This window comes from Pseudomonas sp. R4-34-07 (assembly GCF_003852375.1).
Classification (GTDB): Bacteria; Pseudomonadota; Gammaproteobacteria; order Pseudomonadales; family Pseudomonadaceae; genus Aquipseudomonas.
The window spans coordinates 351586-371541 of record NZ_CP027760.1; the positions used below are offsets into that span (position 1 = coordinate 351586).

A 19956-nucleotide genomic window follows, 5' to 3' on the forward strand; every position below is an offset into this window, starting at 1 on the left:
GGCGCATTATGCCTAGTGCTGCTCGGCAAGACACTCGTGCAATGCGTCTTGCCACTGCGGCTGGCTGACTTGCCATTGCTGTTGCAGGCGGCTGCAATCCAGGCGCGAGTTCAGCGGGCGCTGGGCGGGTGTCGGATAGGCGCTGGACGGGATCGCTTCCAGCTCGGCGCAGGCTTTGCCCGCAGCGCGAAGGGCATGACCAATGGCCTCGGCAAAGCCGAACCACGACGTTTCGCCTTGGGCCGTGAGGTGGTAAACCCCCCAATCCCCGGCGGTGCCGGCTTGCCAGCGCTCAATCAACGCACGCGTACTGTTGGCGATGGTCCCGGCCCAGGTTGGCGCGCCAATCTGGTCGGCGACGATGCGCATCTGCGGCTTCTCCTGCAGCAGACGCTGCATGGTCAGCAGGAAATTCTTGCCGTGGCTCGAATACACCCAACTGGTGCGCAGAATCAGGTACTTCCCGCCCACGGCCGCAATCGCCTGCTCGCCCGCCAGCTTGCTCTGACCGTAGACGCCCAGTGGGTTGGGCGAATCGCTTTCGGTGTACGGGGCCGGTTTGCTGCCGTCGAACACGTAGTCGGTTGAGTAGTGAATCAGCGGAATGCCTAGGGCCTTGGCCTCTTCGGCGAGGATGCCGGGGGCGATGGCGTTGATGGCGAAGGCAGCGTCCGGCTCGCTTTCGGCCTGATCGACGGCCGTGTGGGCGGCGGCGTTGATGATCAGGCTTGGGCGGTGAGCGCGCACTTGTTGGCGAATCTGCTCGGCGTGGGCCAGGTCAAGCTGGTCGCGGCCGAGGACGATGAGCTCACCGAGGCCTTGGAGCCGCTGTTGCAGCTCCTGGGAGACTTGGCCGTGTTGGCCGGTGATCAATATCTTCATGGGCACTGTCACGGGAACAGGTCCGCATCTTTCAGGCTTTTACCGGTTTGATCCTTGGCGGACAGAGTCGGTGGGCCATTGAGCTGCCAATCGATATTGAGGTCCGGGTCGTCCCAGCGAATGCACCGCTCTGCAGACGGCGTGTAGTAATCCGTCGTCTTGTAGAGGAATTCGGCGTAATCGCTCAGCACAACGAACCCATGGGCGAAACCGGGTGGAATCCACAGTTGACGATTGTTCTCGGCAGACAAGCGCACGCTGGCCCATTGACCGAAATGAGGAGAGCTGCGGCGGATGTCCACCGCCACGTCCAATACTTCCCCGGCTGTCACCCGCACCAGTTTCCCCTGGGCGTGTTCTACCTGGTAGTGCAAGCCGCGCAACACGCCTTTCAACGAGCGTGAGTGGTTGTCCTGCACGAATTGAAGTTTCAATCCGCTGGCGTTTTCAAACTCGCGAGCGTTGAAACTCTCATAAAAAAAGCCGCGGTCATCGCCAAAAACCTTTGGTTCGATGACCAATACACCAGGCAGCTCAGTGGTGCTCACATTCATTTAGGGTTCCCGGCCAGAGTGTACAGATACTGACCATAGCCGGTTTTGCCGAAATATTTCGCACGTTCCAGCAGATAGTCACGATCAATCCAGCCGTTCTCGTAGGCGATCTCTTCCAGGCAGGCTACTTTCAGGCCCTGACGGTGCTCGATGGTCTGCACGTAGGTCGAGGCTTCCAGCAGGCTGTCGTGAGTGCCGGTATCAAGCCAGGCGAAACCGCGACCGAAACGCTCAACGTGCAGATCGCCGCGCTTGAGGTAGGCGTTGTTGACGTCGGTGATCTCCAGCTCGCCGCGTGGCGAAGGCTGGACGGCCTTGGCGATCTTGATCACGTCGTTGTCGTAGAAATACAGGCCGGTCACGGCATAGCTGGATTTGGGCTTCGCCGGTTTTTCTTCGATCGACAGGGCACGGCCTTCTTTGTCGAAATCGATCACGCCAAAACGCTCCGGGTCTTTCACCCAGTAGCCGAACACCGTGGCGCCCGATGGGCGTTTCGCGGCGTTGCGCAATTGATCACCGAAATGCTGACCGTGGAAGATGTTGTCGCCCAGGATCAGGCACACCGGGTCATCCCCGATGAATTCCTCGCCAATGATGAACGCTTGCGCCAAGCCGTCCGGCGAAGGCTGCTCTGCATAGCTGAAACGCACGCCGAACTGGCTGCCATCGCCCAACAGGTTGCGGTATTGCGGCAGGTCCACGGGCGTGGAGATCACCAGGATGTCCTTGATCCCCGCCAGCATCAGCACCGAGATCGGGTAATAGATCATCGGCTTGTCATACACCGGCAACAGTTGCTTGGACACGCCCAGGGTAATGGGGTGCAAACGGGTGCCGGAACCGCCGGCCAATACAATTCCCTTCATCATGCGATCAGATCCTTTACGTCAGTATTGCCAAGTCGTTCACCCTGATAACTGCCGTCCTGGACCCTGCGGCACCATTCCAGATTATCGAGGTACCACTGCACGGTCTTGCGCAGGCCGGTTTCAAAGGTTTCTTCCGGGACCCAGCCCAGTTCGCGCTCGATCTTGCTGGCGTCGATCGCGTACCGCTGGTCGTGGCCCGGACGATCCTTGACGAAGGTGATCAGGTCGGTGAATTTTTCCACCCCGGCTGGGCGCTGTGGCGCCAGCTCCTCCAACAAGGCGCAGATGCCGCGAACTACGTCGATGTTCTTCTGTTCGTTGTGGCCACCGATGTTGTAGGTCTCGCCTACCAGCCCAGTAGTCACCACCTTGAGCAGCGCACGGGCGTGGTCTTCGACGAACAGCCAGTCGCGCACTTGCAAGCCATCGCCATAGACCGGCAGCGGCTTGCCTGCGAGAGCGTTGAGGATAACCAGAGGGATCAACTTTTCGGGGAAGTGGAACGGCCCATAGTTGTTCGAGCAGTTGGTCAACAGCACCGGCAAGCCGTAGGTACGCTGCCAGGCGCGGACCAGATGATCGGATGCTGCCTTGCTCGCAGAGTACGGCGAGCTGGGGGCGTAGGGCGTGGTTTCGGTGAAGAGGTCGTCCACGCCGTGCAGGTCGCCATACACCTCGTCAGTGGAGATGTGGTGGAAGCGGAATGCGCTTTTAGCCGGTTCTGCCAGCGTCTGCCAGTACGCCCGGGTGGCTTCCAGCAGGCTGTAGGTACCGACAATGTTGGTCTGGATAAAATCCGACGGGCCGTCGATGGAACGGTCCACATGAGACTCGGCCGCCAAATGCATGATCGCTTCGGGCTCGAAGCGCGCCAGCACGGCGCTGACGGTGGCCTGGTCGATGATATCGGCCTGGACGAACTCATAGCGGCTGTTGGACGCAATGCTGGACAGCGACTCAAGGTTGCCGGCGTAAGTGAGTTTGTCCAGGTTGAGCACTTCGTGCTCTGTGTGCTGGATCAGATGCCGGATCAGGGCCGAGCCAATAAATCCGGCACCGCCGGTGATGAGAATACGCATGTCGAGGGCCTTTTCCTTAGACGGACATTAAGCGAAAGAAGCATAGCTTGAGTTGTGAATCGGGCGGGCGCAAGCGCGGCGAGCACGAGGGGTTGATTAACGCCCCGGAACAATGGCGATATAGACGCCTGATAAAACCGAGGTCGTCACAATGTTGCTTGCCACATTGATCCATCGTGCCAGTTTGCCTTGCCCCCATTTGAGCTTCCAGCAGGCGGCCCAGTTGCTTGAGCAGCATTACGGCCTCAGGGGCACATCGCAGTCATTGGGCAGCCAACAAGACCTTAACTACAGGATCGACAGCCCCCTGGGCCGCTTCGTTCTGAAAATCTGCCGGGGTGACTACGCCGCAATCGAGCTACTGGCCCAGCATGCAGCCCTCAACGAGCTGCAGGCACACGTACAGGTGCGCGTGCCCAAGGTCATCAAGGCCCTCAATGGCGACGAACTGCTGAGCGTCACCGTCGATGGGCAAACCCTGCACCTGCGGCTACTGGACTACATCGACGGCCAGCCGCTGACCGATTTGCCTCACCTGGGTCGCGATGTGATCGCAGGGTTCGGCGACCTGTGCGGGCGAATGAGCCTGGCACTGTCAACGTTCACTCATCCCGGCCTGGATCGCACCCTGCAGTGGGACCCACGCCACGCGCAGGAGCTGATCACTTATCTGCTAGCGACCTTGCCCGAGCTTCCCCATCGCACTGCACTGGAGCAAGTCGCCGGGCGGATCGAAGCGCATATCCGCCCTCTGGCTGCACACCTGCCCTGGCAGGCCGTGCACATGGACATCACCGATGACAACGTGGTCTGGCAGCGCGATGCGCAGCGGCATTGGAAGGTCCAGGGTGTGATCGATTTCGGCGACCTGGTACACACCTGGCGCATCGCTGACCTGTCGGTGACGTGCGCTGCGCTGCTGCATCACGCTGAAGGCGATCCGTTTGCCATCCTGCCGGCGATCCAGGCCTGTCACGCGATCACGCCGTTGCAGCATGAAGAGTTGCGCGCGCTGTGGCCGTTGATCGTCGCCCGTGCGGCGGTGTTGGTGTTGAGCAGTGAGCAGCAGCGACGTCTGGACCCTGATAACGCCTACCTGTTGAAGAACGCCGAGCACGAGTGGGAAATTTTCCATGTCGCCACGTCGGTGCCGTTCGAACTGATGGATGCGGCGATCCTGAGTAGCGTCGGCGAGGCGTTGCCTGCCTTGGCCAACCAGGACTTTGCCCCCTTGCTGCCGGGGCTGGTCGGGCGGGAGTTCGCGCTGATCGACCTGGGCGTACTCAGCCCGCATTTCGAGGCGGGCAATTGGGAGACGCCGGGCATGGATCGGCGGCTGCTGAATGAAGCCGCTGCGGTGCATGGGCTGGCAGCCAGCCGTTATGGGCAATATCGCTTGTCGCGCACCCGCCCGGACAGTGCTGTGGAACCGGACACCTTCGCTCTTCATGTCGAATTAAGCCTGCCCCATGGCACAGTGCTTGAGGCACCTTTCGCCGGGACACTGCGCGAGGGCGCCGACGGTTTGCTGTGTGTGTACGAAGAGCGCCTGAATCTGCGCGTATGGGGTGTGACAACGCGGCTCAAAGCCGGTGCGCAGGTGGTGAAGGGGCAAATACTCGGTGAAGTCCACGGGCCGTTGATCGTGCAGCTGTGTCGTGCCGACCTGGAACCCCCGCTGTTCTGTGCGCCTTCCCGGGCGTCGGCGTGGCAGGCGTTGTGCCCGTCACCGGCGGTGCTGCTCGGGCTGGCCTGTGATGCCGAACCGGAGCTGGCCCCCGAAGCCCTGCTGGCCCGGCGCGACGCCAGCTTCGCCCGTTCGCAGAAGCACTATTACGTCGACCCGCCCCGTATCGAGCGGGGCTGGCGCAATCACTTGATCGACATGCAGGGCCGCTCCTACCTGGACATGCTCAACAACGTGGCGGTGCTGGGCCACGGCCACCCGCGCATGGCAGCAGTGGCGGCGCGGCAATGGTCGTTGCTCAACACTAATTCACGTTTTCACTACGCGGCGATTGCCGAGTTTTCCGAACGCCTGCTGGCGCTGGCGCCGGCGGGCATGGACCGGGTGTTCCTGGTCAACAGCGGCACCGAGGCCAATGACCTGGCGATCCGCCTGGCCTGGGCCTACAGCGGCGGGCGCGACATGCTCAGCGTGCTGGAGGCCTATCACGGCTGGTCGGTGGCGGCGGACGCGGTGTCTACCTCGATTGCCGATAATCCCCAGGCGTTGAGCAGCCGCCCGGACTGGGTGCACCCGGTGATGGCGCCGAATACCTACCGGGGTGAGTTTCGCGGGCCAGACAGTGCGCCTGACTATGTACGAAGCGTGGAGCATAACCTGGCGAAAATCGCCGCTGGCCAACGCCAACTGGCGGGTTTCATCTGCGAACCGGTGTATGGCAACGCCGGTGGCATTTCGTTGCCGCCCGGCTATTTGCAGCAGGTGTATGGGCTGGTCCGCGCCCAGGGCGGTGTCTGCATTGCCGATGAGGTGCAGGTAGGTTATGGCCGCATGGGGCATTTTTTCTGGGGCTTTGAAGAGCAGGGCGTCGTGCCGGACATCATTACCATGGCCAAGGGGATGGGCAACGGGCAGCCGTTGGGCGCGGTGATCACCCGTCGAGAGATTGCCGAAGCCCTGGAAGCGGAGGGTTATTTTTTCTCGTCATCGGGCGGCAGCCCGGTGAGCTGCCGTATCGGCATGGCGGTGCTGGATGTGATGGAAGAGGAAAAGCTGTGGGAAAACGCCCAGGTAGTGGGCGGATATTTCAAGACACGCCTGCAAGCGTTGATCGAGCATCATCCGTTAGTCGGCGCGGTACACGGTTCCGGCTTCTATCTGGGCCTCGAGCTGGTACGTGACCGACAAACCCTGGAACCCGCGACACAAGAGACTGCGCTGTTATGCGACCGTCTGCGCGAACTGGGAATCTTCATGCAGCCGACCGGCGACTACCTGAACATCCTCAAGATCAAGCCGCCGATGGTCACGACCCGGCGCAGTGTGGATTTCTTCGTCGACATGCTGTCGAAGGTGCTGGATGAGCTGTAGTCATTCGATTGTTATCGACTAAATTACGTTATATGGCTTAATTATTCTTCCTGTTCACTATTAATGCCGATATTTATCCGTTATAAAGTCGGCTTTCACCCCATTCGGAGTCCTCATCGCCATGACCACCCTGCACAGCACACCTCGCGCCGATGGCTTCCATATGCCCGCCGAATGGGCGCCACAGACTCAAACCTGGATGATCTGGCCCGAGCGTCCAGACAACTGGCGCCTGGGCGGTAAGCCGGCGCAAGCGGCCCACGTGGCCGTGGCCAAGGCCATCGCACGGTTCGAGCCGGTGACCGTTGCGGTTTCCGCCAGCCAGTATGAAAACGCTCGTAGCCGCCTGGACGTGCCGAATATCCGCGTGGTGGAAATGTCCAGCGACGACGCCTGGGTACGGGACACGGGGCCGACCTTCGTGATCAACGACAGCGGTGAAGTACGCGGGGTGAACTGGGATTTCAACGCCTGGGGCGGTTTCGATGGCGGCCTGTATGCGCCGTGGAACCGCGACGCACAGGTGGGCGGCAAGATTCTCGAGATCGAGCGCGCGTCGCGTTATCGCACCGAAGGTTTTGTGCTGGAGGGCGGTTCGATCCACGTCGACGGCGAAGGCACCCTGATCACCACCGAAGAATGCCTGTTGAACCGCAATCGCAACCCGCATCTGGACCGCGCAGCTATTGAAGCGGTGCTCAGCGCCAACCTGGCTGTGGATAAGATCATCTGGTTGCCGGATGGCCTGTTCAACGACGAAACCGACGGCCATGTGGATAACTTCTGCTGCTACGTGCGCCCAGGTGAAGTGCTGCTGGCCTGGACCGACGACCCGCAAGACCCGAACTACCCGCGCTGCCATGCCGCCATGGAGGTACTGCAAAGCAGCACCGACGCCCGCGGCCGCTCGTTCACGGTGCATAAGATGCCGATTCCGGGGCCGCTGTATGCCACCGAAGAAGAATGTGCCGGTGTCGATCCGGTAGATGGCAGCCAGGAACGTAATCCGAGCGTGCGGTTGGCCGGTTCCTACGTCAACTTCCTGATCGTCAACGGTGGCATCATCGCGCCGAGTTTCGATGGCCCGCTGGACCATCAGGCCAAGCAGATCCTGCAGAACCTGTTTCCACAACACGAAGTGGTGATGGTGCCGGGCCGCGAACTGTTACTGGGGGGTGGCAATATTCACTGCCTGACCCAGCAGCAGCCAGCACCGCAGAGAAATTGAGTGCAGTTGTAACAGCGCCTTGAGGGCGAGCGAGCACTGCGCGAGCGCAGTGTTCCAGGCAAGCCCGCGACCCAGCACGGTCGCGGGCTTTTTTGTGCCTCAATACCTGTGAATGCGGGAGATTGGCATAGCTCTTGTATCGGCAACACACCACAGAGCGCCAAGGTGATGACCGCATGGTTCTGTCACAAACCTTGAGTAAGTTAGCCGCTCACGCAGCAGGAGAGAGCGCTGAAATGAATGCCGAAATCAACCCGATGTACACGCGCACGTTCCACCCGGTGCGGGTCGACGGCGACGCGATCCACGCGCTGGCGCTCTGGTTGAAGGAAAACGGCGCGCGCCAGGGCAGGCAACAGCCTGACTTGCGCAGCGTGATGAGTGAACGCTACCCAGCGGGCTTGTTCACGGAGGATGAGGTGCAGGTGTTGTGCGAGCTGGAGCGCAACTGAAAGCGCCGAGGAATCAATATGGGAGGGGGCAAGGGCTTTTTTGTAGGAGCGAGCTTGCTCGCGAAGAACTCAGGGCCCCCGCGTTTATTCAGAATGAACGCGTTGCTTGGACGTTTTTCGCGAGCAAGCTCGCTCCTACAGCCAAAGCGCTATAGGTCTGTGCTTAGAATTATTTAGCCTAAATAGAGGCGGTTCACGAAATTGACACATAGTTCAACGCGCGCATAGGATTGCGCCCAACGCCTGTGGCTAACAGCCATGACTCATCCAATAAGAAAAGGCCCGCGGCAGTTCAGTCGTTCGCGGGCCTTGTTTTTTCTGGAGAAAGTCGACACCAGAAAGCGATACGGGGCCTGGTGTCATAGCGCGTACTCAACCAGTAATAAGGAATATAAGAAAATGTTGAAGCAACGGATGAGTCTGATCGCTCTGGGGATTTTGAGCGCATCGACAGCCATGGCGAACGACCAGGAGCAATCCAAGGGTTTCGTTGAAGACAGCCACCTGAATATCGCAGCACGTAACGCCTACATCAGCCGTGACTACAAGAACGGCAAGCAGGACAAGGCCGAGTGGGGCCAGGGTTTTATCGGCAAGTTCGAGTCCGGCTTCACCCAGGGCACTGTGGGCGTGGGTGTGGACGTGATTGGCCAATACGCTATCCGTCTGGACGGCGGCAAAGGTCGCAGCGGTGCGGGCGGTATCGACTTCTTCAAGCAGGGCGATAGCGGCGAAGCTGCCAACGATCTGGCCAAAGGCGGCGCAGCCGTCAAGGCGCGCATTTCCAACACCGTGATCAAATACGGTCAGCAGATGCCAGCCGTGCCTGTGTTGCAGTACGACAATTCGCGTTTGTTGTCGGAAACCTACGAGGGCACCTCGATCGTTTCCAAGGAAATCGCCGGTCTGCAACTGGACGCCGGCCACTTCACCAAGGAAGCACGCAAGAGCGCCGAAGGCAGCGACAGCGGTGGCCTGAAAAGCATCAACTACATCGGTGGTAGCTACAAATTCACCGAAAGCCTGTCGGCAGCGTTGTATGCCTCCGACATGCAGGACGTGCTGAAGAAGCAGTACGTCAACGTCAACTATGTGCTGGCGCTGCCAGAGAAACAGTCGCTGACCTTTGACTTCAACGGCTACAAAACCAAGCTGGACCGCAGCTTCGCCCTGGAAAACCAGAAAGACGCCGACGCTCGCGACAACAAAATCTGGAGCCTGGGCGCTACCTGGGCCGTTGGCGCGCACAGCTTCACCATCGCTCACCAGCGCAGCACCGGTGACACCGGCTACCTGTACGGCGGCTACCGCAACGCTGGCGGCATCGGCGACGGCGGTAATACCATCCTGCTGGCCAACTCCTACTGGTCCGACTTCAACGGCAAGGACGAGCGCTCCTGGCAAGCGGGCTACGGCATCGACTTCACCACCTTTGGTGTACCGGGCCTGACCTACAACATTGCCTATGTGCGCGGCACCAACATCGACGACGGCACTGGCCGTGGCGATGGCACCGAGCGTGAAATCTGGAACCAGTTCAAGTATGTGGTCCAGAGCGGCCCGGCCAAAGACCTGAGCCTGCGTGCTCGCGCCTCGTGGTTGCGCGTTTCCAACAACGCCAGCGAATACAACGTGGGCGGTAACGAAATCCGCCTGTTCGCCGACTACCCGATCAATGTTTTCTGATTGATCGCAGGTCGCGCCTGATGCCAGGCGAGAAAAACCCCGACTGGTTCGGGGTTTTTTTATTTCTGACGACGAGCATTTCCCGCTAGGCGGTGAGCATCGAACGTCAGGCCTTGATCGGCGCGAGCTTCTTGCAGTTTTCCTTGCGTGTCGGGTATTGCTCACACTTGCGCAGCACGGTTTGCACCTGCTGCACATTCTGCAGTTGCTGGTTGGCCAACAGTTTTTCCGTGATGAACAGTTCCTCCGAGCCCAGATTGCGTTCGGCCTTGTCGATCATCTCCAGTGCCGATTGCCCGTCGCCCCGCTTGAGGTGGTAGCTGATCATCAAGTCATAGGTGGAAGGGCCGGCCAGGGACCAGTCCTTGATCGCTTGCAACTCTCTCACCGCCTCGCTGTTTTTACCCTGGGCCAGGCGCAGGGTATAGGCAGTGCGCCGAATGCTCGGCTGGTCCTTGACGGGCGAGGCCAGGGCCTTGCGAACAAACCTTTCGGCATCCGGTACCTTGTTTTTCTCCAGGGCATCGATTGCGAAGTACGCGTCTTTGTAGCCCTGCAAGGCCTCCGCCACTTTGGGCGTAGCCTTCATCTTCGACCAGCTTTGCGGGTTGACCCGGGCGCGGCGTTCCTGGCGATATTCGCGCTGCAAATATTGGCGCAGCTCGGTGTCGCGGTCCGTGGCCGACATATGCGAGCGGTTGAAGTACTGCGTGGTTGCGGTGATGCCGGTGGTCAAGCCGTCCTTGACCAGTACGTCGAGCTCCTTGGTGAACTGGTTGAGATTGAACTGTTGCAGCGAATCCTGCATGGCATTCTTACGCGCCGTGAGGAACCCAGTGAGCAAGGGTTTCTGTTTGCCCTGGAAGTCGTTGAGCCGCTCCAGACTATGGGTGGCGGCGCGCGGCGCGTAGCCGGCGCGGATCATCAAGTCGGTGCCAAGCAGGTCGGCCTGGTCTTCCTGGCTACGGCCCCAGGCGGTGCTCCACACTTGGTCGGAAAACGTATTGGCCAGCGCGGTGTACAGCACCGTGTTGCCGATGGTCTTCTGGGTACCGGCCGGGTCTTTGCTGAACAGCTTCATGGTACCGGCGCTACGGTCGACGCCAGTATCGGCAGCCATGGTAGCCAGGGCGACCGTGGAGGCGACGGTGGTAAACATGTCTTTCTGTTGCTGGAAGGCCGCCATGCGGTCATGGTGATGCAGCAGCACATGGCTCATTTCGTGACCAAGCATCGCCGCGATTTCGTCTTCGCTGGCAACGTTGTCCAGCATGCCCAGCGGTACGAACAGGTTGCCGTAAGGATCTGCCGACGGTCCGAACCCATAACTGTCGGTGATCTTCACCTGTAGCGGCGGCACTTCGCCCGGCCAGCCCTTGGACAAGCGCGTGACAATGCCCTGCAAGTAGCCTTGCAGCATAGGGATATCCACCAGGTTCTGCTGGCGCGCTTCGGCAGCGGGCACCGCCCGCCCGTCGTAGCTCAGGCGCTGTTGGCTCTGGCGTTGGGGGTCCAGCTTGTAGTACTGGCGCACGTCGATGTTGTCCACGTAGTGGCCTTGGACCCGCGACTGGGTCGACGGCCCTACCAGATTCAGGAACGCCTGGTCCGCGCCCTTCAAGGTGGCGCAACCACTGAGCACCGAACTGGCCAATAGGCTGGCTGCTACTAGATATTCCCTCACCGCAACGCTCCCTTTATTGATTGCAACCGGCACCAAAACCTATGGTGGAATTATTGCGGGCGTCCCTGGCCTGGCTTTTCGTCAGGCCAAGGCACGGCAGGTCGACCACGTTCAGCGGCGGTTCGATGCGCAGGTCCATGGTGTCCAGCCAGACTTTCTGGCCTGCCAGTTCTACCTGCACCAGGTCCAACGCCTGGTTGTACTGCAGCACCGGCATGGGCTGGGTAGGCGCATCTTTTTTCGCCAACTCGCGCTGTGGCTTGCCCTGCTCGTCGAGCACCGTCACCGGGTCGGCGAGGAACGCCTGAATACTGTGGGTTTCCGCCCAGGCACCCTGGGTGAAGAGGGCTGCGAGCAAGACGATGAGGCTTCTGTTCATCCTTGAGTTCCTTGAGACAAATGGCAAAGCGGCACGCTCAACGATCGCGGTCGAAGAAGGCTTCGATCCGCTCGCTGAACAACACCAACGACAGCAATACAATGCCCAGCACGTTGACCGGGGTGATGTCATTTAGGCTCAGCAGCACACTGACCAACCCCAACGTTGACATCACCAACAGCCACGACGGGCACGGCGAGGTAAAAAACCAGATTTCCTGGCGCCGCCACCGGCTCCAGGTGCGATGGCCCGCCAGGCGTCGTGCGTGCAGCGCCTTGAGCACAGCGATCAACGCCAGCAGCCCGAGCTCCAGCAGGTCCAGCCAATTGAAAGGCAGGTGGGGGAAGTCGGCGGGTTCATGGTCATAGTTCATACCTGCATTGATCAGGTTATCCAGGGCCATGGCGTGCAGGTAAACGCCGGGGAGCTGGCCGTGCACCGGCGACTCCACCAGGTCCCCGGTGGACGCAATATTGGCACCGATCAGCACCAGGCGGTCGTGGAGTAACTCGGCGATCAAGGCTTGGTCGTCCGGGTCACTGACTTCCAGGTCACTGGCCGACAACGTCAGCGTATAAGGGCACTGCGCCTGGGCGGAGTCATCCAGCTTCCAGAACACGGCCTGGAAGAACTGCGCCACCCCGTCCAGCAAGAAATGCCGCGCCGATGCGCAGTGGCGGATATCGGCAATACGCGCCTGGTCCGCTGCCAGCTTCAGCCCCCATTGCACCGCGATCGGCTGGCGCTGAGCAGCAGTTTGCGCATCCACTGGCGGCGACGTGCAGTCTTGCGTGGCACAGAACACCCGGTACAGTGCCATGGCGGGGGTTTCCATCAGCCCGGCCTGTGTGTGCTTAGCCAGTGGGTACTTGTCGTCCACCCCTTCCCACGCCACCAGTGCTGGCCGGCTGACCTGCATAAAAGGCGCCAGCGTATTGGCCTGGCCCGCCTCTGCTCGCGTCAGCCCAGTATTGGCCAACCACAGCGGGATGCCCTGGCGTTGATAACGCTCAAATACATTTGCCAGCAACTGACTGCCCCGCGCTGGGTCGCCGAACGAGTGGTCGTGGCTGTAAAGCAAATCCACAAACACAGCCCGTGGCTTGTATGCCAGCAAATGCTTGAACAATTTGCTCTGGTCGCTGTACGGCATTGGCCATGGGCTGTCATTGCGCATCAGATAGGCATCATCAATCAACACCACCGCCACCTGCTGTTGTCCGAGGCTTGGGTAGTGGCTGGCGAACATACGATTGAGCCACTGCGCCGACGCCTTGTCGCTGGAACTGGCCAGGCCGAAAGGATCAAGAATCGCCAGCAACACGATGATGGCCGCCAGCCAATAGCGGCGGTATTTGAACAGCGGGGGGTTGGACGACATCCATGTCTCGATTAAATGCACAGCAAGGCGGGTTTTTTAACGGAGTAGAGAAGGGGTGTCAATCAAAGAGATGGCTAAGTGCCACATTCTTCGTGCGCTTGGATCGCCTTTCGCAAAAAAAACTATCGGAGCGTAATGGTGACCTTGCCTTTTGCTCTGCCCTGCTCGACGTACCGCAACGCCTCTGCGGTCGATGTAAACGGGAAGGAGCGATCAATGACCGGTTTGATGACGCCAGCCTCGATCAGCGAGGTGATTTTTTGCAGCTGTACCCCGTCGGCATGCATGAACAAAAACGCATAGCTCACCCCCTGTTTACGGGCCTTTCTGCGAATGCCGCTGCTGAGCAGGCGCATGACCTGCCCCAGCACCCAGGGCAGGCCTTGGGCTTGGGCAAATTGCGCAGTCGGCGGCCCTGACAGGGAAATTAGCTGGCCGCCAGGCTTGAGAACCTTGACCGATTTCTCCAGTACATCAGTGCCGAGGCTGTTCAACACCACGTCGAAATCGCGCAACTCGTTGGAAAAATCCTGGCGTTTGTAATCGATGACCACGTCCGCCCCAAGTGCTTTCACCCATTCGACATTCGCCGTGCTGGTGGTGGTGGCAACGAAGGCACCGAGGTGTTTGGCGAGCTGGATGGCAAGCGTGCCAACACCGCCGGAGCCGGCATGGATCAACACCTTCTGGCCTTTTTTCACCTGGGCGGTTTCAACCAGCGCTTGCCAGGCCGTCAAGGCGGCCAAGGGGATGGACGCCGCCTGGGCCATGTCGAGGTTCGAAGGTTTCAGCGCCAGCGCGTCTTCGTTCACAGCGATCAGCTCAGCGAAGGTTCCGATCCGCGCGTCGGGAGGCCGGGCATACACTTCGTCTCCCAGCTTGAATCGCGTCACCGCCGCACCCGTGCGAACCACCACCCCGGCCAGGTCATTGCCCAATATCAATGGAAACCGATAGGGCAGGATCAGTTTGAACGCCCCCGTCCTGATCTTCGAATCCAACGGGTTCACGCTCGTCGCATGCACCTGGACCAGCACGTCATGCACACCGACCGCAGGGTCGGGCACTTCGCCAATCATTCCGTTCTGCTTGCCGTAGCGGTCGATAAAAAATGCTTTCATGGTGCAACTGCTCTTGTCGTGGAATGAGCGAGGCGCGGCCCCGGCAACGTCAGAACGTTCAGGCTTGAGTCAAATAGCGTTGCGCCACCGTTGATTGCTTGATCTGCGCCAAAAGTCCTCCACGCGCGGCTTGCAGTGCATCCCAACGCTCGCCTTCCTGCAGCGCAGGAATAGTCACCAATTCGCGTCGGTCGAAACCAAGCAGTGCCGCATCGACCAACTCACCCACTTCCATGATTTCGCTCAGGGTGTTGATGTCGATACCGGCGCGGTCCCAAATCTCCGTGCGGGTGGCGGCGGGCAGTACGGCTTGTACGTAAACACCCTGGGGCGACAGTTCCAGGCTCAGGCCTTGGGAAAGGAACAGCACAAACGCCTTGGTCGCCCCATAGACCGACATGCCGAACTCAGGCGCCAGCCCCACCACCGAACCGATGTTGATGATAGAGCCTTCACCTGCTTTGGCCAGGCGTGGCGCGATGGCGCTTGCGAGCCGCACCAGCGCGGTGGTGTTGAGGGCCACCAGTTGCGCAACGCTCTCGGTGCTTTGCTCGATGAACGTGCCGGATTGTGCGGCGCCGGCATTGTTGACGAGGATGCCGATGCGCGCGTCATCGCGCAGGCGCGCTTCAACGCTGTGCAGGTCGCTGAGTTGGGTCAGGTCGGCCTGAAGTACGTCAATGGCGACGTTGTGTTCGTCCTGCAACTTCGCGGCGAGCGTTTCCAGGCGCGCGTGGTCGCGGGCGACCAGCACCAGATCATGCCCGCGTTGGGCGAAACGCTCGGCGTACACCGCGCCGATGCCGGTGGAAGCGCCAGTGATGAGAACGGTAGGGCGGGTAGTCATGATGTCAGCTCTTTATCAGGGGTTGGGATTGAGGTGCGCGTAGAACCAGGCTCGATCAGCCGGTGACTTTGGTAGAGGTCATGTCACTTGCGATTAGGATGATGATCGAAATCTAAACTGTCAACGGTTTTGATTATGAACGACATCTATGTATCATCAGCCCATGAATTCAGCGGTAGAGAGGTAGCGAACATGCGCGTGTCCAAGGTCCAGGCCCAAGCAAACCGGGAGCACATCGTCGAAACGGCTTCAGTGGTGTTTCGCGAGCGCGGTTTCGACGGCGTCGGCGTGGCCGACCTGATGGCCGCCGCCGGCTTCACCCATGGCGGCTTCTACAAACATTTCGGTTCCAAGGCCGACCTGATGGCCGAAGCCTCGGCCACCAGCTTTGCCCGGTCCCTCGCCGGCGCCGAAACATTGAACGTGAAGGACTTCATCGACATGTACGTGTCCAGGGCTCATCGCGACAGCCGCGCCACGGGCTGCACCATGGCGGCGTTGTGCGGCGACGCGGCGCGTCAGTCGGATGATTTGAAATCGACCTTCGCTGAAGGCATCGAGCAGATGCTGCAAACCCTTGGCGAAAAATACCCAACCGGCCCGGATGCGGCGCCGGATGCGGCGAGGGTGAAAATGATTGACCTGCTGGCAAGGGCGGTTGGCGCGATTGTGTTGTCGCGCGCTTGTCCTGATGATTCGGCGCTGGCGGATGAGATTTTGGGGGTGTGTCGGGGGGAGATGATTGAGGCGTTGCCGGTTCAGGTGGAGAGGGGATAGGGGGGTGATCGGGGCATTGCAGTACGTTTGAAAAACGCGAAAAACGGGGTAGACCGCAATTTCCGTTATTGGAGAAAAAGGGGACGGACTTATTTTCTTGCAATTGCCACTATTCATTCAAACGCCAGTTGGCCAGTTACCTGGGCGCTTCCGCGTATCAACGATCACCAATCCTCCCGGCGCTCCGAATGCTGGTGAAGAATCCGGAACACCATCACGCGGTCGCCCTGCAAGCTATAGGTCGCTCGATACGGATACGTGGTGATAATCAGCTCTCGGCAATCGGGCACTGGAGATGCTTTCCCTGCATTAGGAAAACGCTCCAGCATTTCCAGGCAGTTGAGGATGTGGAAGACGGCTGCCTCCCCCAATTCCGCGCCGACTAAACCTTCGTAATGCTCGTAAATTCCATCCAGGTCACTTTCCGCTTTGCTGCTTAACGCGATCTTCGGCACGTTTTACCCACTTAGCCTTTACGGCATCCAAATCGGTGACGTTGCCGGCATCAGCATCTGCGATGCCTTCCTGCACGGCTTTGAAATGCCAGGATTCATCGGCCAAATAGCGGCTCAAAGCCCGTTGCAGGTGGTATTGGCGGTCTCGGTCGGTCGCCTGCGCCAGTTGATCCAGCTCGCTGGCAAGTTCGGGCTTTACTCGGAAAGACAGAACGGGAGAGGCTGCCATAACGTTGCTCCATACATTTTTTGTATACGCTGTGTACACGGTATGCAAACGTTAGGCTTCGGCAGGTTGGCGGTCAATAGCGGTTAGTCGGTTTGGGGAAGGGTTTGCAGGCGAGCGACTGGGTGGTATTAACCCAAAAACAACAAAGCCCTCACATTTCTGCGAGGGCTTCGTTTTATATGGTGCCGGCACCAGACGAACGGTAGCTGTTGGCGGGGCTAGGTTTTCTGCGGCTCTGGAATTTGGTGGAAAATTTGGCGTACCCCAACTAGTAACTATAAATAAATCAGCTGGTTATGGCGTTCGGTGGAATCGAATTCGGGATTTTTTAGATGTCAGCACATTGTCGGTCTGTAAGTAATTCAGAGCCGCATACGAATGGTAAACCTCCTGAATTCGAACGTTGTCGATCATCCCTTCCGTAGAGAATAGGCAGGAATCCGCCAAAACCTGCCGTGGCGACAGGCAGCAGACGGCCAGAAGCAGTCACTCACAGAGGCTACATTGAGTGGAAAGCAGCTCATCACATGAGAGATTGCATGACCGCAGCGTCATGTCCGGGCACCCTTCATCACGAGTGACGCTAATTGGATATGTCGTGGCGATGTGCTATTCGTTAAAGGTTACTGGAGATGAATGTCATTAGGATTGGAAAAGGGTTAGGGCGATGAGTGATGCAGAAAAATCGAAAACGCAGCACGCGGGATTACTCCAGCAGTGGAAAATATATTCTGTCGATGAATTTAAGAGAGCACCAATCGCCACTACAGCGATACTGGTGGGTGCCATAGGTAGCGTCCTCATGTTTATATTTGCAGGGATTCAACCTCATTCGGAATCCAAAATAACTTCGCCGATTTTAAACGGATCTGCTAACGGTGTTGGGGTAATTGAGGTTAAGAATATTTTGATGGTGATCTCTTTTTTCCTGTTTTCTTCATTCCTTGGCGCGGGAATAGTGAGGCTGATTGCAAAAAAGTATGAGAACGCGTCCATAGTGCTTTCCATTTTGATTGCTTCGTTTACTAATTTCTTAACGATTTTTTTTGTGTTTCTCGCACCACCGCGGGCCGTGAGTGAGCAGTTGTTTCATGCTGCGCACAACAACGTTTTTTATACTTCAATATTGGTTTATTTAACGGTGTGCGGCTCAGCCGTTTTCAAAGACATTGGCCGAACCATGTTATCGGAGCCTGAAGATAAATCTTCTGGTGGCGGGATGGCATTTTTGTTAGTAGCTGGGCTTCTTATTGCAATTTGGGGGTGGGCGGTATTCGCGGCGCAAAAGCGATTGACAGAAACGTTTTTACCGGATATTGCGCATTACATTGAACAGGCCCCGATCAAGAAATAATTTATAACGCTAGCTTCAGCTAGAAAGGCGATGCGTTTAGAGGCTAGAGAGGGGGTGTAAAATGGGTTCTGCAACTGGATTGTGATGCTGAATAGCCTCTACTTTAGTAGACGTTTTGAAAGTCTGCTTATGGCCGATTCTGTTGAAAAAGTCGGCCATCGTTTCCACGGTAGAAAAGTACGCGCCTGAGATTGAAATCTATACTTTTGGCAGAGGCTTCTGGACTCAGATTTCACGCAGCAGCGTGTAAAAAAGGCGTTTTCACCGGTCAATATTCGGGCCATTTGGGCGAACCGACTTTTTCAACAGAATCGGCCGATAGCTGCCTCTTTCGGGCAACAACTACCGGCCAGAGTCAGCTATGCTGCTGACCATCGCACGCACCGAACTGAATCATGGTCACGGCTAGCTGTTTTAGGCAAAATCATTAGCTAAGCACTGTACATGCGCGCCTAAGTAAAAATAGGATTTAATCATGGCCGGAAATAAAAATTCAACTTTCTGTGGTTCAGAGCCTACATGGGCAAATGCCTGCGTAGGAAACAACGGCAGCCCTGGATATTTTGAGTACTCCAAAGGTTTCTCCACCGCTGCCAACTTACTAATTGATCAGGTTCTTTCCAAAAAAATGGATATGGAAATTGATGACTTAGTGTATCCCGTTTGTTTTAATATGCGCCATTCTGTTGAATTAAGACTGAAAGGAGCAATTCAGGAGCTGTCATTCGTAGCTAAAGCGAAAAATTACGAACTTTTGTTCGATTTGTCCGGGTCACATGATATTGGAAATATTTGGAACTTCTTTAAGTGTAACTCCGAGCTTCTGGACAACCGTTATAAGGGTGTTAACAGCCTAATTGCCGAAACCATTTCAGACATTGCAGAGGTAGACGCCACCGGGCAGACGTTTCGCTACCCTTTAAGCAATGAAAGCAAAAAACATCTAACTGACGTCGCTTCTATTAATTTCTTTCGTTTAAAAGGGAAATTTGGGCAGCTAGAACACGACTTAGACAAGCTCCATGATTTGAATCTGTGGCTTAAAGACGAATATGCTCAAGGGACTTTTACATCAAAGCTTTCACGCCCAATGATTTATAGGCTGGCCAGAGATCTACCCCCGAAATCTGATTGGGCAGCACCAGAATTTAAAGATATCAAACAACAGCTCATGTGTAAGTACGACATTGGCAGCAGAGATTTATCGAAAGCTATTGAAAAAATAAAAACGCACTATGTTCTTTCTTCTGTAATAGGTGAGCCTTTACCACTTAAAGGTATAATCCCAGATCAGCTATTTTTCTTCTTCGATCAGTGGGCGCCTCAGAATACCAAGAGCTTACTTCCAGAAACACCAAGCCTTGGCCTTGATTACTGGGATCGAAGGGAGTCGATACTTGACAGCATAAAAGAAAGAGCAAGTACTAGACGGTCAGTTTGGAATGAATTTGAAGAAAAGCTGACTCCTGAATATCTCGCAGGATTGCATACTTTATTCTATTTTGCGCGCGACAAGTTGTATACAGAATTTTACGTCGAGCTATATAAAAGCACTGTCTCGGAAATCAACAGTTATTTTAGAGTTGGCATTCAAAATGTTAGAGAAAGCTTTATGCACATTTTTGATAAAACGAATGCCTTGTCTAACATTGTAACGTCGCTTTTTGCCTTAGGTCATAATGATTTGGCTGAGGCCATTGTTGATAGATATCAAGTTGATTCATCACTCAAATGGCTTGAGAGATCTAGGAGTGGCGAACTTTTCTCTTATCCAGATTTTGCCAAATACTAAATGGGTTTTTAAGCTTAGAGATCGACAGGCGGCAGAGACAGGTGACTGGTATGGGTTGATAGCTGGTGACCGCTATCGACCGAGGCTGTGTAAAAACGTTTTAGAGCACGTTTGACAGTCAGAATC

Annotated in this window: 18 protein-coding genes; 7 read left to right on the top strand and 11 right to left on the bottom strand. The window is 57.3% G+C overall.

What is annotated here, in order from left to right; genetic code table 11:
• Positions 1-12: 12 nt before the first annotated feature.
• Genes rfbD through rfbB form a run of 4 tightly spaced genes read right to left on the bottom strand, consistent with a single transcriptional unit; the run spans position 13 to position 3387 of the window.
• The gene (gene rfbD / locus C4J85_RS01435) at positions 13-882 is read right to left on the bottom strand and encodes a dTDP-4-dehydrorhamnose reductase (RefSeq protein ID WP_124408829.1); all 870 of its coding nucleotides are present in this window, start codon (positions 880-882) and stop codon (positions 13-15) included.
• Positions 883-890: 8 nt separating this feature from the next.
• Complete coding sequence (rfbC, locus tag C4J85_RS01440) at positions 891-1436, bottom strand: dTDP-4-dehydrorhamnose 3,5-epimerase (protein ID WP_124365450.1); 546 nt, start codon at positions 1434-1436, stop codon at positions 891-893.
• Complete coding sequence (gene rfbA, locus C4J85_RS01445; protein ID WP_124365451.1) at positions 1433-2308, bottom strand: glucose-1-phosphate thymidylyltransferase RfbA; 876 nt, start codon at positions 2306-2308, stop codon at positions 1433-1435. The genes rfbC and rfbA overlap by 4 nt, the downstream gene beginning before the upstream one ends.
• Positions 2305-3387, bottom strand: a complete 1083-nt coding sequence (gene rfbB / locus C4J85_RS01450) for a dTDP-glucose 4,6-dehydratase (RefSeq protein ID WP_124408830.1) — start codon at positions 3385-3387, stop codon at positions 2305-2307. The genes rfbA and rfbB overlap by 4 nt, the downstream gene beginning before the upstream one ends.
• Positions 3388-3538: 151 nt before the next feature.
• Between rfbB and C4J85_RS01455 the strand changes: the two genes are divergently transcribed.
• The 4 genes from C4J85_RS01455 (at position 3539) to C4J85_RS01470 (ending at position 9811) form a co-directional block, all read left to right on the top strand.
• Positions 3539-6445 carry an aminotransferase gene (locus C4J85_RS01455; RefSeq protein WP_124408831.1) on the top strand — a complete coding sequence of 969 codons (2907 nt, stop codon included), beginning with the start codon at positions 3539-3541 and terminating at the stop codon, positions 6443-6445.
• A gap of 121 nt (positions 6446-6566) precedes the next feature.
• Entirely contained in the window at positions 6567-7673 is a 1107-nt protein-coding gene (gene aguA, locus C4J85_RS01460) for an agmatine deiminase (protein ID WP_124408832.1), read from the top strand.
• 236 nt (positions 7674-7909) lie between these two features.
• Positions 7910-8125, top strand: a complete 216-nt coding sequence (locus C4J85_RS01465) for a hypothetical protein (protein ID WP_124406029.1) — start codon at positions 7910-7912, stop codon at positions 8123-8125.
• A gap of 399 nt (positions 8126-8524) precedes the next feature.
• Complete coding sequence (locus tag C4J85_RS01470; RefSeq protein ID WP_124369236.1) at positions 8525-9811, top strand: OprD family porin; 1287 nt, start codon at positions 8525-8527, stop codon at positions 9809-9811.
• A 106-nt stretch (positions 9812-9917) separates the two neighbouring features.
• Here C4J85_RS01470 and C4J85_RS01475 read toward each other — a convergent pair whose 3' ends face one another.
• The 5 genes from C4J85_RS01475 to C4J85_RS01495 all read right to left on the bottom strand — a co-directional run bounded on the left by C4J85_RS01475 (position 9918) and on the right by C4J85_RS01495 (position 15223).
• On the bottom strand, positions 9918-11495 hold the full coding sequence (locus C4J85_RS01475) for a M48 family metallopeptidase (protein WP_124408833.1): 1578 nt from the start codon (positions 11493-11495) through the stop codon (positions 9918-9920).
• Between the two features lie 13 nt (positions 11496-11508).
• Positions 11509-11874, bottom strand: a complete 366-nt coding sequence (locus C4J85_RS01480; protein WP_124406032.1) for a hypothetical protein — start codon at positions 11872-11874, stop codon at positions 11509-11511.
• A gap of 37 nt (positions 11875-11911) precedes the next feature.
• Positions 11912-13255, bottom strand: a complete 1344-nt coding sequence (locus tag C4J85_RS01485; protein ID WP_124408834.1) for a CHASE2 domain-containing protein — start codon at positions 13253-13255, stop codon at positions 11912-11914.
• 122 nt (positions 13256-13377) lie between these two features.
• Positions 13378-14376 (bottom strand): NADP-dependent oxidoreductase, encoded by a 999-nt coding sequence (locus tag C4J85_RS01490; protein WP_124408835.1) that lies wholly within the window; start codon positions 14374-14376, stop codon positions 13378-13380.
• 58 nt (positions 14377-14434) lie between these two features.
• Positions 14435-15223 carry an SDR family oxidoreductase gene (locus C4J85_RS01495; RefSeq protein ID WP_124408836.1) on the bottom strand — a complete coding sequence of 263 codons (789 nt, stop codon included), beginning with the start codon at positions 15221-15223 and terminating at the stop codon, positions 14435-14437.
• 192 nt (positions 15224-15415) lie between these two features.
• On the opposite strand from C4J85_RS01495, the gene C4J85_RS01500 reads away from it, so the two are divergent.
• Positions 15416-16000, top strand: coding sequence for a TetR/AcrR family transcriptional regulator (locus tag C4J85_RS01500; protein ID WP_124411160.1), 585 nt, complete (start codon positions 15416-15418; stop codon positions 15998-16000).
• 164 nt (positions 16001-16164) lie between these two features.
• Here C4J85_RS01500 and C4J85_RS01505 read toward each other — a convergent pair whose 3' ends face one another.
• Entirely contained in the window at positions 16165-16455 is a 291-nt protein-coding gene (locus C4J85_RS01505) for a type II toxin-antitoxin system RelE/ParE family toxin (RefSeq protein ID WP_124408837.1), read from the bottom strand.
• Positions 16418-16684, bottom strand: coding sequence for a CopG family ribbon-helix-helix protein (locus C4J85_RS01510; protein ID WP_124408838.1), 267 nt, complete (start codon positions 16682-16684; stop codon positions 16418-16420). Before C4J85_RS01510 ends, C4J85_RS01505 begins: the two co-directional genes overlap by 38 nt.
• Before the next feature lie 667 nt (positions 16685-17351).
• On the opposite strand from C4J85_RS01510, the gene C4J85_RS01515 reads away from it, so the two are divergent.
• Entirely contained in the window at positions 17352-18038 is a 687-nt protein-coding gene (locus C4J85_RS01515) for a hypothetical protein (protein ID WP_124408839.1), read from the top strand.
• Between the two features lie 475 nt (positions 18039-18513).
• On the top strand, positions 18514-19830 hold the full coding sequence (locus tag C4J85_RS01520; protein WP_124408840.1) for a hypothetical protein: 1317 nt from the start codon (positions 18514-18516) through the stop codon (positions 19828-19830).
• Positions 19831-19956 lie beyond the last annotated feature (126 nt).